Genomic DNA, 12,698 nt, shown 5'->3' on the forward strand with positions numbered 1-12,698 from the left:
GGCCAGATGTCCTTCAGGCGCACCTCGTTGCCGTCGGTGTCCACGCCCAGCACATCCTTCTCGATGTCAAAGCGGATGGTGCCGGCGATGGCGTAGGCGATCACCAGTGGCGGCGAGGCCAGGAACGCCTGCTTCGCATATGGATGGATGCGGCCGTCGAAGTTGCGGTTGCCCGACAGTACCGCCGTGGCGTAAAGGTCACGGTCGATGATTTCCTGCTGGATCTTCGGATCCAGCGCGCCGCTCATGCCATTGCAGGTGGTGCAGGCGAAGGCAACGATGCCGAAGCCCAGCTTCTCCAGGTCCGGCAGCAGGCCCGCTTCCTCCAGGTACAGCTGCACTGCCTTGGAACCGGGTGCCAGCGACGACTTCACCCAAGGCTTGCGCAGCAGGCCGCGCTCGTTGGCCTTGCGTGCCAGCAGGCCGGCGGCGATCACGTTGCGCGGGTTGGAGGTATTGGTGCAGCTGGTGATGGCAGCGATGATCACCGCGCCATCGGGCATCAGGCCCTGTGCCTGCTCGGCCTTGCCGGCTTCCAGCTTGGCGGCATCGGCGATGCCGCGCTCGACCAGTTCCGATACCGGCAGGCGGCGATGCGGATTGCTCGGGCCGGCCATGTTGCGCACCACCGTCGACAGATCGAAGTGCAGCACGCGCTCGTATTCCGCAGTGGCCAGGTCATCGGCCCACAGGCCGGTGCTGCGCGCGTAGCTTTCAACCAGTGCGACCTGCTTTTCCTCGCGACCAGTCAGGCGCAGGTAGTCGATGGTCTGGCCGTCGATGTAGAACATCGCGGCGGTTGCGCCGTATTCGGGGCACATGTTGGAGATGGTGGCGCGATCACCGATGGTGAGTGCAGCGGCACCTTCGCCGAAGAATTCAAGCCAGGCGCCGACCACGCGCTCCTTGCGCAGGAATTCGGTCAGGGCCAGCACCACGTCGGTGGCGGTGATATCCGGCTGCGGCCGACCGGTCAGCTCGACACCGATGATGTCCGGCAGGCGCATCCACGACGCRCGGCCCAGCATCACGTTYTCTGCTTCCAGGCCRCCCACGCCGATGGCGATSACGCCCAGCGCRTCCACRTGCGGGGTGTGGCTGTCGGTGCCCACGCAGGTATCGGGGAAAGCGACGCCATCCTGCACGTAGATCACCGGCGACATCTTCTCCAGATTGATCTGATGCATGATGCCGTTGCCCGGCGGAATCACGTCCACGTTCTCGAAGGCCAGCTTGGTCCAGTCGATGAAGTGGAAGCGGTCCTCGTTGCGGCGGTCCTCGATGGCGCGGTTCTTCTCGAACGCCTGCGGATCGAAACCACCGCACTCCACTGCCAGCGAGTGATCGACGATCAGCTGCACCGGCACCACCGGATTGACCTTGGCCGGATCACCGCCCTTGTCGGCGATCGCATCACGCAGGCCCGCCAGATCGACCAGCGCGGTCTGGCCSAGGATGTCATGRCASACCACGCGCGCCGGRAACCACGGRAAGTCCAGGTCGCGRCGGCGYTCGATCAGCTGCTTCARCGMRTCGGTCAGCRTGGCCGGRTCGCAGCGRCGCACCAGGTTTTCRGCCAGCACGCGCGAGGTGTACGGCAGCGTGGCGTAGGCACCGGGCTGGATCGCGTCGACGGCGGCGCGCGCATCGAAATAGTCCAGCGAGGCGCCGGGGAGGGTCTTGCGGTAATCGGTATTCATGGGCTGGCGGAATGCTCGTGGCGGGCCGGGTGCCGGCAATACGGCGGTGACGGCATCCGGCCGGCGCGGGGCCGGCCGGATGCATGCAGCGATGGAACAGTGGCGATGATCAGGAACGCTTGTCGATGGCCACGAAGTCGCGATCTTCCGGGCCGATGTAGTTGGCGCTCGGGCGGATGATCTTGCCGTCGATACGCTGTTCGACGATGTGCGCGSYCCAGCCSGMGGTGCGGGCGATSACGAACAGSGGSGTGAACATCGCSGTCGGCACGCCCATCATGTGGTAGCTSACGGCGCTGAACCAGTCSAGGTTCGGGAACATCTTCTTGATGTCCCACATCACCGTTTCCAGGCGCTCGGCGATGTCGTACATCTTCATGCTCGACTGCTCTTCGGACAGTTCGCGGGCGACGTCCTTGATCACCTTGTTGCGCGGATCGGACACGGTGTAGACCGGGTGGCCGAAACCGATCACCACTTCCTTGCGCTCCACGCGGGCCTTGATGTCTTCCTCGGCTTCGTCCGGATTGTCATAGCGCTTYTGYACWTCRAACGCCACTTCGTTGGCGCCGCCGTGCTTGGGGCCRCGCAGCGCGCCGATGCCACCGCAGATCGCGCTGTACATGTCGCTGCCGGTGCCGGCGATGACACGGCAGGCGAAGGTCGAAGCGTTGAACTCGTGCTCGGCGTACAGGATCAGCGAGGTGTGCATCGCCTTCACCCACGAATCCTGCGGCTTCTCGCCGTGCAGCAGGTGCAGGAAGTGGCCACCGATGGAGTCATCATCGGTTTCCACGTCGATCGCGCGGCCGTTGTGGCTCCAGTGGTACCAGTACAGCAGCATCGAACCGAGGCAGGCCATCAGCTTGTCGGCGATGTCGCGCGCGCCCGGATGGTTGTGGTCATCCTTCTCCGGCGCCACGCAGCCGAGCACGGACACGCCGGTGCGCATCACATCCATCGGGTGCGCCGACGGCGGCAGTTCTTCCAGCGCGGCCTTCACCGCGGCCGGAATGCCACGCAGCGACTTCAGCTTGGCCTTGTAGGAGACCAGCTCGGCGCGGGTCGGCAGCTTGCCATGCACCAGCAGGTAGGCGATTTCCTCGAACTCGCTGGTGTTGGCCAGGTCCAGGATGTCGTAGCCACGGTAGTGCAGGTCGTTGCCACTGCGGCCGACGCTGCACAGCGCGGTGTTGCCGGCAGCGGTGCCGGACAGGGCGACGGACTTCTTCGGCTTGAAGGTCGGGGTTGCGGTCGTATCGTTCATGTTTCCCTCCGAAACTTGATGGTGCAGGGTACTGCTTATTTCTTGGCGGCGAACAGSGCRTCGAGCTGCTGCTCGAAGGCGTGGTAGCCGATACGGTCATACAGCTCCTCGCGGGTCTGCATGCTGTCGATCAGGTCGCGCTGGTGACCTTCGCGGCGGATCGTCTGGTAGACGTTCTCGGCGGCCTTGTTGGCGGCGCGGAAMGCRGACAGCGGGAACAGCTGGATGGCSACGCCGGCCGAGGCCAGCTCGTCGCGGCTGAACAGCGGGGTCGCGCCGAATTCAGTGATGTTGGCCAGCACCGGCACCTTCACCGCATCAACGAAGCGACGGTAGGTATCCAGGTCATAGGCGGCCTCGGCGAAGATGCCGTCGGCACCGGCTTCGACGCAGGCGATGGCACGCTCGATGGCCTTGTCCACGCCGTCCACCTGGATGGCGTCGGTGCGCGCGATCAGGAAGAAGTCCGGATCGGTCTTGGCATCGGCAGCGGCCTTCACGCGGTCGACCATTTCGCCCTGCGAGACGATCTCCTTGCCCGGGCGATGACCGCAGCGCTTGGCGCCGACCTGGTCTTCGATATGGCAGGCGGCCGCGCCAGCCTTGATCAGCGACTTCACCGTGCGCGCGATGTTGAACGCGCTCGGGCCAAAGCCGGTGTCGATGTCGACCATCAGCGGCAGGTCGCAGACGTCAGTGATGCGGCGCACGTCCACCAGCACGTCTTCCAGCGTGTTGATGCCGAGGTCCGGCAGGCCCAGCGAGCCGGCGGCTACGCCACCGCCGGACAGGTAGATGGCACGGAAACCCGCGCGCTTGGCCAGCAGCGCATGGTTGGCGTTGATCGCGCCGATCACCTGCAGCGGCGATTCGGCAGCCAGCGCCTCACGGAAGCGGGCACCGGCGGAAGAGAGGGTCGAAACGGTCATGCGGCGATCCAGGTTGAAGGACACAGGGGTAAGCGCAAACACCATGCCAACCTGCAAGCGGTTGATTTCACGGGGATGACGGGCCCGCAACGCTGAAACATATGAAACATTGAAACAGATGTATCATGAAACATCGCCTCCCGGTATCCATGCATGTACCTGCCCCGCTCGCCACTGCGCCACGCCGATGCCGACCCCGGCCGCCCGGTGATCTGGACGGTCAGCGTTTCGCGCCTGACTGGCCTGCTGGGCGATGTCATTCCCGAATTCGACCGCCGCGCGCGCATCGAGCAGATCAACCTGGGCTTCGAGGAGGCCGTGGAAGTGATCGGCCAGCGCCTGCGCCGCGAGCACTGCGACGTGGTGATTGCCGGCGGCTCCAATGCAGCCTGGTTGCGCGGTCGCCTGGACCTGCCGCTGGTACCGATCCATGCCAATGGCTTCGACMTGATGGAAGCGCTGGCGCGCGCCCGCCGCATCGCCCCACGCATCGGCCTGGTCACCCATGCCAGCGACGTGCCGGTGTTCAGCAGCTTCCAGCAGAGCTTCGGCCTGGACATCGAGCACCGCCGCTTCGTCACCCGCGAAGATGCCCGCGACTGCATCGCCGACCTGCGCGCCAACGGTATCGAAGTGATCGTCGGCACCGGCATGGCCATCGACCATGCTGAACAGGCCGGACTGCCCGGCGTGCTGCTGTACTCGGCTGATTCGGTGCGGCAGGCGTTCGAGCATGCGCTGGAGCTGACCCAGGCCATGGCTCGCTCCGGCGGCAGCCGGCCTGCTCCGCGCCGCCGCACCGCCGCACGCAACGATGCGCATGCCCTGCTCGGCGACAGCAATGCGATGGCCGACGTGCGCGCACAGATCGCGCTGTACGCCCCGCACGACAGCACCGTACTGGTTACCGGCGAGACCGGCACCGGCAAGGAACTGGTTGCACGCCAGCTGCACGCCGCCAGCGGTCGTCGCGGTCGCTTCGTTGCGCTGAACTGCGGTGCGATCAGCGAATCACTGCTGGAAGCGGAGCTGTTCGGCTACAGCGACGGCGCCTTCACCGGTGCGCGTCGCGGGGGGCGCGTCGGCCTGGTCGAGGCAGCCGATGGCGGCACGTTGTTCCTGGACGAGATCGGTGAACTGCCGCTGCCGCTGCAGACCCGCCTGCTGCGGGTGCTGGAAGAACGCGAAGTGCTGCGCGTGGGCGCCACCGAACCGACCCCGGTCGACCTGCGCGTGGTTGCCGCCACCCTGCAATCGCTGGAGCAGCGCGCGGCGGCTGGCAGCTTCCGTCGCGACCTGTACTACCGGCTGGCCGCGCTGCGCATCGCACTGCCCACTCTGCGTGCACGTCGAGGCGATATCCCGCTGCTGACCACGCACTTCTTCCGCGAACTGCGCGGCATCGATGCACCGCTGGATGCAGAAGCGCTGACCCTGCTCAGCGCTGCCGACTGGCCAGGCAACGTACGTGAACTGCGCAATCTGGTGGATAGGCTGCGCATCCACTGGCAGCCGGGTGAGGGGCTGATCGATGCAGCGCGCCTGCTGCAGCTGGCGCCGGAGCTGGTGAACGAAGGCGCCGCCACACTGCCAGTGGAAAACAACGGCAAGCGCCCGCCGCGTGCGCAGCTGCAAGCGCTGCTGCAGGAACACCGCAATGACCGCGAAGGCATGGCGCAGGCGCTGGGTGTGTCACGCACCACGCTGTGGCGATGGCTGCGCGCGGAGGGGCTGTAACGTCCTGCCGTCTGGGTGGTGCAGAACCGATGCAAGGCAGGGGGCGAACCGCCGATGTCTGTTGAGGGCAGACCGATGCCAGGTGGGTGCAAACCTTGGTGCGCACCGCATTTTCTCAAGCACCCCATCCACGCATGGCGTGGATCTACTGGAGCGCCGCGCGCGCTTCGATGGCGAACCGTCCACTGCCCACGGCCACAACCCATAGCAGCAGCACGCCCAGTGGCACTTCGCTCAGGTAGAAGAACCAGCTCAGCCAATCCGGCACGCTCAGCCCCGCAGGGATACGCGCGATGCCATCGGTCAGCGCCGCCACCGCGCAGATCCCCGCCAGCAGCAGTGCCGATGGACGACTGAGCAGGCCCAGTACAAGCAGTCCACCTGCGATCCATTCAATGCCGCCGAGCACCGGCGCACTGAACACGGGAAACGGGATACCTGCATCGACCAGCGTATGCACCATGCGCTCGCGCCCGGCGTCGGTGAGTACCTTGTTCCAGCCCGATACGCAGAACATCACCCCGGCGACGACACGGGCGAGCAGCAACAGGAACGCCTCCACGCCCTGGCGCGGCGGTGGCACGGTAAACAGGCAACGCCAGGAGGGCATGGCGACTCCGGATTTCGAGGGCATCGGTCGGAGTGTGCGGTTCGCTGACCTGCTCGCACATGAAGCTGGCCGGTCCGTTCGCGACAAAAGGCTCTCGCAGTGGTACGCGTTGGAACAATGGCAGTCGTACAGGCTCGACCCTACGATGCAGGTGTACCGACCTTTCCATCCACGCATGGCGTGGATCTACCYGGCCAGCAGCAGCTCGATCTCTTCCACYTGCACCACCGGCACCTGCCACGGGTGATGCGGCACGATGCCGTGCTCGAGGATGCGCTGTAGCCGCTGCGGATCGCGCGGCAGGCAGAACTCCAGCCGCACGCTGTCGACCACCTCGGTCTGCCCCGCCTCGCCCTGCGTGGGGATCGCACCCACGCGTGGCCGGAACTGTTCGAACCCCGGCGCGGACCACCACAGGCCGTGCTCGTAATCGCCGGCCGCCAGTGCATCCACCGAAAGGATGCCCTGCTTCACCGCCTCCAGGGCAGGCACCGGCACGAACACCACCACGCGATACAGCGGCACGCGTTGCATCACGGTGCCTTACGGGTACAACAAGCGCTTGCTCCAGCGACCTTCGACACCCGCTTCATAGCACCAGCGCTCGTGCAGGCGGAACTGCGCGCCGTACCAGAACTCGATGCGGTCAGGCACCACCCGCAGACCACTCCAACCGTCCGGGCGCGGCACGTCCTTGCCCTCGAAGCGCGCCTCGACCTCGGCCACGCGCGCGTCGAACTCGTCGCGCGAGTTCAACGTCTTCGACTGCAGCGACGCCCACGCGCCGATCTGGCTCATGCGCGGACGGCTGGCGAAATAGGCATCGGCCTCGGCATCGGCCACCTGCTCAACGCGGCCCTCGATGCGCACCTGGATGCCGGCCTCGCGCAGGCTGCGCCACAGGAACAGCAGCGCCGCCTGCGGATTGGCCTGCAGCTCGTTACCCTTGTGGCTGTCCAGGTGGGTGTAGAACACGAAGCCGCGCTCATCGAACGCCTTCAACAGCACGGTGCGCGCCGATGGCCGGCCCTGCACATCGGCGGTCGCCACGGTCATCGCATTGGGCTCGACTTCGCGGCTCTGTTTCGCTTCTTCGAAAAGGGCGGCAAAGGTCGACAGGGCTTCGGCGTACAGGTCGCTCATGACAGCATTCTTCTCACACGGTTTGGGCTATTGTGGCGGCATGGTCGCCGCTGCGTACATGCCCCAGGTGAAAGGATTCCCCGAAACAATGGTCGAGCAGGCGCTGGATGACGCGCTGGGCAGCAGCACAGCCGTTCCAGTATTGGCGATCAGCGGCCTGCAGGGGAGCGGCAAATCGACGCTGGCCTCGCAGGTGGTTGCCCGTGCCCAGGCGCGTGGCCTGAACGCCGCAACGCTGTCCATCGACGATGTCTACCTGACCCGCGCACAACGCCAGCGCCTGGCCCGGCAGGTGCATCCGTTGTTGATCACCCGTGGCCCACCTGGCACCCACGACCTGCCGCTGGCACATGCGGTACTGGATGCAGTGGCCGCACGAAAGCCTCTGGCCCTGCCCCGCTTCGACAAGCTGGCCGACGAGCGCCTGCCCGAAGCACAGTGGCCGCAGCTGCAAACGCCGCTGGACCTGCTGGTGTTCGAGGGCTGGTTCCTGGGCACCCCGGCGCAGGACGATGCCGAACTGGATGTCCCGCTCAACGCCCTGGAGCGCGAGGCCGATGCCGATGGGCGTTGGCGGCGCTGGTGCAACCAAGCGCTGGCCCGCGACTATCCGGCGCTGTGGCAGCGTTGCGACCGCTTGTGGTTCCTGCAACCCCCTGATTTTTCGGTGGTGCCGCGTTGGCGCTGGCAGCAGGAGCAGAACCTGCAGGCGGCCCAGCCGGGGCGGCACGGCATGAACCGACCCCAGCTGGAGCGCTTCGTGCAGTACTACGAGCGGGTAAGCCGGCAGGCGTTGCGTGCGCTGCCGGCCATTGCCGACCGGGTAGTGGCGCTGGATGCCCAGCGCCAGGTGCAAGGGCTGCGCTGAGCAGCCTCACTCCACCAGGAAGGTGACCCGCAGATTCACCCGCCATTCGGTGATCTCACCGTTGCCGTCGGTGACCACCTTGGTCTCGTTGATCCAGGCGCCCTGGATGCCCTTGACCGTCCCGGACACCTTCTTCAATCCGCTGCGCACTGCGTCCTCCACGCTCTTGGGCGAGGACGCATTGATTTCGATGACCTTGGCAACCGACATGGCAGGCACTCCATCAGTCGCGGGATACCCCGCAGGAACCCCCACCCTGACGTGAAGAACGTAAAGGCCAAGGCACGGAGGTGTTAGCATCAGAGGGCATGAATCCCGCTCCGAACCTGATCCTGATCGGCCCGATGGGTGCCGGTAAAACCTGCATCGGCCGCCGCCTCGCCGAGCGCTTCACGCTGGACTTCGTCGACGTCGACCAGGCCATCGTCGATGCGACCGGGGCCAGCATCCCCACGATCTTCGAGCATTCCGGCGAAGCCGGTTTCCGCGCCCATGAGCGCCAGGCGCTGGCGCAGGTGCTGGCCGGCCGTGGCCAGCTGGTGTCCACCGGCGGCGGTGCCGTGCTTGACCCGGACAATCGCGCCCTGATCGCCAAGCGAGGCTTTGTCGTCTACCTGCGGGTCAGCGTCGCAGCCCAGCTGGAGCGTCTGTCACGCGACAAGGCCCGGCCACTGCTGCAGCGGCCGGACCGCGAACAGGTGCTGCATGATCTGGCCGCGCATCGCGACCCGCTGTATCGCGACCTCGCCGATGTCACTCTTGATACCGACCCGTTTACCGCCGCCGATGCCACTGCCCAGCTTGTTGTCAAGCTGGCCACGCACTGGCAGCGACAGGACCCCACTGCATGACCTCCCCTGCCCTGCTGCAGGTCGCCGTTGGCGGCGACCGTCCCTATTCCATCACCATCGGTGCCGGCGCCCAGGCCGATGGCGCCGCATTGGCCAGCCATGTGCGTGGCCGCCATGTCTTGCTGGTCAGCGACACCGAGGTTGCGCCACGCTATCTGGATGCCGTCAAGCAAACTTTGCTGGCCGCACGCCCGGACCTGATCCTGAGTGAGCATGTGCTGGCCGCCGGCGAAGCCTCCAAGACCCTGGCCGAGTTCGGCTCGGTCATCGAGGCGCTGGCCGCACTCGGCGCGACCCGCGATGCCTGCGTGTTCGCCCTAGGTGGTGGTGTGGTCGGCGACCTCGCCGGCTTTGCCGCGGCCTGCTGGATGCGCGGCGTCGACTGCGTGCAGCTGCCAACCACGCTGCTGGCGATGGTCGACTCCTCGGTGGGCGGCAAGACCGCCGTGGATATCCCGGCCGGCAAGAACCTGGTCGGTGCGTTCCACCCGCCCCGTGCGGTGATCGCCGACACCCGCGTGCTGGCCACCCTGCCGCCGCGTGAACTGCGCGCAGGCCTGGCCGAAGTGGTCAAGTACGGCGCGCTGGGCGATGCGGTGTTCTTCGAGTGGCTGCAGCAGCATGCCGACGCACTGGTGGCCGGCGAAGATGCGGTCATCGCCGAGGCCATCGCCCGCAGCTGCCGGCACAAGGCCGCCATCGTCGAGCGCGATCCCTTCGAGAAGGGCGAGCGAGCCCTGCTCAACCTGGGACACACCTTCGGCCACGCGATCGAAACCGAACAGGGCTACTCGGCACCGGGGCGTGATGCGCTGAACCACGGTGAGGCCGTAGCGGTGGGCATGGTGCTGGCGGCACGCCTCTCCACCCACCTGGGCCTGACCGACGACGCCGACCGGGTGCGCCTGCAGGCGCTGCTTGAACAGCTTGGCCTGCCGGTGGCAATCCCCGCCGGGCTGGACCCGCAGGCCCTGCTCGGCCGCATGCGCCTGGACAAGAAGAACGTGGCCGGTCGCCTGCGCCTGGTGCTGTGGCGTGGCATGGGCCGCGCCGAAGTCGTACCGGACGTGGATGAAGCGGCGGTACTGAAGGTGCTGGGCGCAGGCTGACCGCTTCCGCGTTCGCCGGGCATGCCCCGGCGCTACCTGGGAGGTTTCATGAGGTTGCCGGCCAGCGGCCGGCATTACCGGATCAGCGTTGCGGCAGGGCTCACCTCGCCCCCGCTACAATCGGTGCCATGCACGTCCACCTGCAACAACCCGCCGACGGTGCCCAGGCACCGCGCTTCCTGCGCCTGACCCTGGTCCCGGACCTGTTCGGCGGCTGGGAACTGCTGCGTGAATCCGGCCGCGTCGGCGCCCGCTCGCAGCTGCGGCGCGAGCTGTACCTGACGGCCGACGAAGCCCGCCACGCCTACGACAAGGCCCGCGATGCCGAACTGCATCGGGGCTTCCAGATTCTTTCGCACGGCGACTGACTGCGCCGCTGCTCTTTTCGCCCAAGGAATGCCCACTGTGACCAGCCCTCTCCGCAACGATCGCCTGCTGCGCGCCCTGCGCCGCGAACCGGTGGACTGCACCCCTGTCTGGCTGATGCGCCAGGCCGGCCGCTACCTGCCGGAATATCGCGCCACCCGGGCCAAGGCCGGCAGCTTCCTGGCCATGGCCAAGAACCCGGAGATCGCCTGCGAAGTCACCCTGCAGCCGCTGCGTCGCTTCCCGCTGGACGCGGCCATCCTGTTCTCGGACATCCTCACCATTCCCGATGCAATGGGCCTGGAGCTGTACTTCGTCGAAGGCGAAGGCCCGAAGTTCCGCCACCCGGTACGCGATGAAGCGGCCATCGCCAGGCTGGCGGTGCCGGACATGGAGCAGGATCTGGGCTATGTGATGGACGCGGTGCGCCTGATCCGCCGCGAACTGGATGGCCAGGTGCCGCTGATCGGTTTCTCGGGCAGCCCGTGGACGTTGGCCTGCTACATGGTCGAAGGCGGCGGCTCGCCGAAGGCCTGGAGCGCGGCGAAGGCAGCGAGCGCACGCCRCTGATCCTGTTCGGCAAGGGCACCGGCCTGCACCTGGAAGCGCTGTCGCAGACCGGCGCCGATGCGCTCGGCCTGGACTGGACGCTGGACCTGGACGAAGCGCTGCGCCGCACCGGTGGCCGCGTAGCGCTGCAGGGCAACCTGGATCCGACCACGTTGTATGCCTCGCCTGATGCGATCGCCGCGGCGGCCGCACGCGTGCTCGATACCTATGCCGCCGGCAACGGTGGTTCACGCGAGGGCCATGTGTTCAACCTCGGCCACGGCATGTCGCCGGACATGGACCCGGCCCATGTACAGGTGCTGGTCGACGCAGTGCACGCACACAGCCAACGCTGAGCATCGCGCAGGCAATCACGGCGCGATGTTGATCGCGCCGTGACCCGCAGTGCGCGATCATGGCGCCCCCACGTTGCACCGGCCACGCCCCATGTCCACAGCGCCATCGACCTACACCCGCCAGCGTCCCCTGCTGTGGCTGGTTTCGCTGGCGATCTTCATGCAGATGCTGGACTCGACCATCGTCAACACCGCCTTGCCGGCGATGGCGGCCAGCCTTGGCGAAAGCCCCCTGCAGATGCAGTCGGTGGTCTTCAGCTACGCGCTGGCAGTGGCCACCTTCATTCCCGCCTCCGGCTGGATCGCCGACCGCTACGGAACCCGACGCACCTTCCTGGTGGCGATCATCCTGTTCACCCTAGGCTCGCTGGCCTGCGCGATGGCGCAGCAGCTGCACCAGCTGGTGGCCGCGCGCGTACTGCAGGGCATCGGCGGCGCGATGCTGCTGCCGGTCGGGCGCCTGGCGGTGATGCGCTCGGTGCCACGCGAGGACTTCCTGCGTGCGATGAGCTTCATCGCCATTCCCGCACTGGTGGGTCCGCTGATCGGCCCCACGCTGGGTGGTTGGCTGGTCGAGATCGCCTCGTGGCACTGGGTGTTCCTGATCAACCTGCCGATCGGCGTCATCGGCTTCATCGCGGCGATGAAGATCATGCCCGACCACTACGCCAGCCACCGCACCCGGTTCGACCTTCGCGGCTACGCCATGCTGGCCTTTGCGATGGTGGTGCTGTCGCTGGCACTGGATGGGATTTCCGGGCTCGGTACACCTCACGCGCTGGTGATGCTGATGACCGTGGCCGGCCTGGCCGCGCTGGTCGGTTACTGGCTGCACGCGGCAAATTCAACGGCACCGCTGTTCTCACTTGCACTGTTCCGCGTGCCCAGCTACCGCATCGGCATTCTCGGCAACCTGTTCTCGCGCATCGGCAGCAGTGCCATGCCGATGCTGATTCCGCTGCTGCTGCAGGTCGGCCTTGGCCTCGGGCCGATGAACGCCGGCCTGATGATGGTGCCGGTGGCCGCCGCAGGCATGGTGTCGAAGAAGCTGGCGGTGAAACTGGTTGAACGCTACGGCTATCGCCGCGTGCTGATGACCAACACCGTGCTGGTCGGCCTGGCGATGGCCAGCTTCATCCTGATGACACCGGGCCAGCACCTTGCCGTGCGCCTGCTGCAGCTGGCGTTCTTCGGTGCGGTCAATTCGCTGCAG

Annotated in this window: 13 protein-coding genes and 1 pseudogene; 7 read left to right on the forward strand and 7 right to left on the reverse strand. The window is 66.7% G+C overall.

From position 1 onward, the window contains the following. The 3 genes from acnA to prpB all read right to left on the reverse strand — a co-directional run. Positions 1-1,700, reverse strand: a 1,700-nt coding sequence (acnA, locus tag AC1VAN_RS02565) for an aconitate hydratase AcnA (RefSeq protein WP_480985210.1), incomplete at its 3' end; no start/stop codon positions are given. Between the two features lie 109 nt (positions 1,701-1,809). Further along, entirely contained in the window at positions 1,810-2,967 is a 1,158-nt protein-coding gene (prpC, locus tag AC1VAN_RS02570) for a bifunctional 2-methylcitrate synthase/citrate synthase (RefSeq protein WP_480985211.1), read from the reverse strand. A gap of 35 nt (positions 2,968-3,002) precedes the next feature. Then, positions 3,003-3,896 (reverse strand): methylisocitrate lyase, encoded by an 894-nt coding sequence (gene prpB, locus AC1VAN_RS02575; RefSeq protein ID WP_032976623.1) that lies wholly within the window; start codon positions 3,894-3,896, stop codon positions 3,003-3,005. Positions 3,897-4,049: 153 nt separating this feature from the next. Between prpB and prpR the strand changes: the two genes are divergently transcribed. Continuing rightward, on the forward strand, positions 4,050-5,633 hold the full coding sequence (prpR, locus tag AC1VAN_RS02580; protein ID WP_480985212.1) for a propionate catabolism operon regulatory protein PrpR: 1,584 nt from the start codon (positions 4,050-4,052) through the stop codon (positions 5,631-5,633). Positions 5,634-5,778: 145 nt separating this feature from the next. Here the strand turns inward: prpR and AC1VAN_RS02585 are convergent, their stop codons facing one another. The 3 genes from AC1VAN_RS02585 to pdxH all read right to left on the reverse strand — a co-directional run bounded on the left by AC1VAN_RS02585 (position 5,779) and on the right by pdxH (position 7,386). Beyond that, the gene (locus AC1VAN_RS02585; RefSeq protein WP_442251742.1) at positions 5,779-6,243 is read right to left on the reverse strand and encodes a DoxX family protein; all 465 of its coding nucleotides are present in this window, start codon (positions 6,241-6,243) and stop codon (positions 5,779-5,781) included. 186 nt (positions 6,244-6,429) lie between these two features. Continuing rightward, complete coding sequence (locus tag AC1VAN_RS02590) at positions 6,430-6,777, reverse strand: YqfO family protein (RefSeq protein WP_480985213.1); 348 nt, start codon at positions 6,775-6,777, stop codon at positions 6,430-6,432. A 9-nt stretch (positions 6,778-6,786) separates the two neighbouring features. Next, positions 6,787-7,386: a pyridoxamine 5'-phosphate oxidase gene (gene pdxH, locus AC1VAN_RS02595; protein WP_032976598.1), complete on the reverse strand. Its 600-nt coding sequence runs from the start codon at positions 7,384-7,386 to the stop codon at positions 6,787-6,789. A 40-nt stretch (positions 7,387-7,426) separates the two neighbouring features. Between pdxH and AC1VAN_RS02600 the strand changes: the two genes are divergently transcribed. Continuing rightward, positions 7,427-8,254 (forward strand): kinase, encoded by an 828-nt coding sequence (locus tag AC1VAN_RS02600; RefSeq protein WP_313446577.1) that lies wholly within the window; start codon positions 7,427-7,429, stop codon positions 8,252-8,254. A gap of 6 nt (positions 8,255-8,260) precedes the next feature. Here the strand turns inward: AC1VAN_RS02600 and AC1VAN_RS02605 are convergent, their stop codons facing one another. Further along, complete coding sequence (locus AC1VAN_RS02605) at positions 8,261-8,464, reverse strand: dodecin family protein (RefSeq protein ID WP_025876997.1); 204 nt, start codon at positions 8,462-8,464, stop codon at positions 8,261-8,263. Positions 8,465-8,562: 98 nt separating this feature from the next. On the opposite strand from AC1VAN_RS02605, the gene AC1VAN_RS02610 reads away from it, so the two are divergent. The 5 genes and pseudogenes from AC1VAN_RS02610 to mdtD form a co-directional block, all read left to right on the forward strand. Continuing rightward, positions 8,563-9,105 (forward strand): shikimate kinase, encoded by a 543-nt coding sequence (locus AC1VAN_RS02610; RefSeq protein ID WP_032976596.1) that lies wholly within the window; start codon positions 8,563-8,565, stop codon positions 9,103-9,105. Next, positions 9,102-10,214, forward strand: coding sequence for a 3-dehydroquinate synthase (gene aroB / locus AC1VAN_RS02615; RefSeq protein ID WP_478013541.1), 1,113 nt, complete (start codon positions 9,102-9,104; stop codon positions 10,212-10,214). Before AC1VAN_RS02610 ends, aroB begins: the two co-directional genes overlap by 4 nt. A gap of 128 nt (positions 10,215-10,342) precedes the next feature. After that, the gene (locus AC1VAN_RS02620) at positions 10,343-10,582 is read left to right on the forward strand and encodes a WGR domain-containing protein (RefSeq protein ID WP_025876992.1); all 240 of its coding nucleotides are present in this window, start codon (positions 10,343-10,345) and stop codon (positions 10,580-10,582) included. A gap of 28 nt (positions 10,583-10,610) precedes the next feature. Further along, a pseudogene (locus AC1VAN_RS02625) lies at positions 10,611-11,485 on the forward strand (uroporphyrinogen decarboxylase). Positions 11,486-11,576: 91 nt separating this feature from the next. Then, the coding region (gene mdtD, locus AC1VAN_RS02630) for a multidrug transporter subunit MdtD (protein ID WP_480985214.1) at positions 11,577-12,698 on the forward strand (1,122 nt) is incomplete at its 3' end.

Source organism: Stenotrophomonas sp. 05L44_2, from assembly GCF_056665995.1.

Excerpts from the sequence above, each read along its gene's own strand:
- pdxH (WP_032976598.1), bottom strand. The coding sequence starts at position 7,386 with ATGAGCGACCTGTACGCCGAAGCCCTGTCGACCTTTGCCGCCCTTTTC.
- AC1VAN_RS02610 (WP_032976596.1), top strand. The coding sequence starts at position 8,563 with ATGAATCCCGCTCCGAACCTGATCCTGATCGGCCCGATGGGTGCCGGT.
- AC1VAN_RS02605 (WP_025876997.1), bottom strand. The coding sequence starts at position 8,464 with ATGTCGGTTGCCAAGGTCATCGAAATCAATGCGTCCTCGCCCAAGAGC.
- AC1VAN_RS02585 (WP_442251742.1), bottom strand. The coding sequence starts at position 6,243 with ATGCCCTCCTGGCGTTGCCTGTTTACCGTGCCACCGCCGCGCCAGGGC.
- AC1VAN_RS02620 (WP_025876992.1), top strand. The coding sequence starts at position 10,343 with ATGCACGTCCACCTGCAACAACCCGCCGACGGTGCCCAGGCACCGCGC.
- AC1VAN_RS02600 (WP_313446577.1), top strand. The coding sequence starts at position 7,427 with ATGGTCGCCGCTGCGTACATGCCCCAGGTGAAAGGATTCCCCGAAACA.
- aroB (WP_478013541.1), top strand. The coding sequence starts at position 9,102 with ATGACCTCCCCTGCCCTGCTGCAGGTCGCCGTTGGCGGCGACCGTCCC.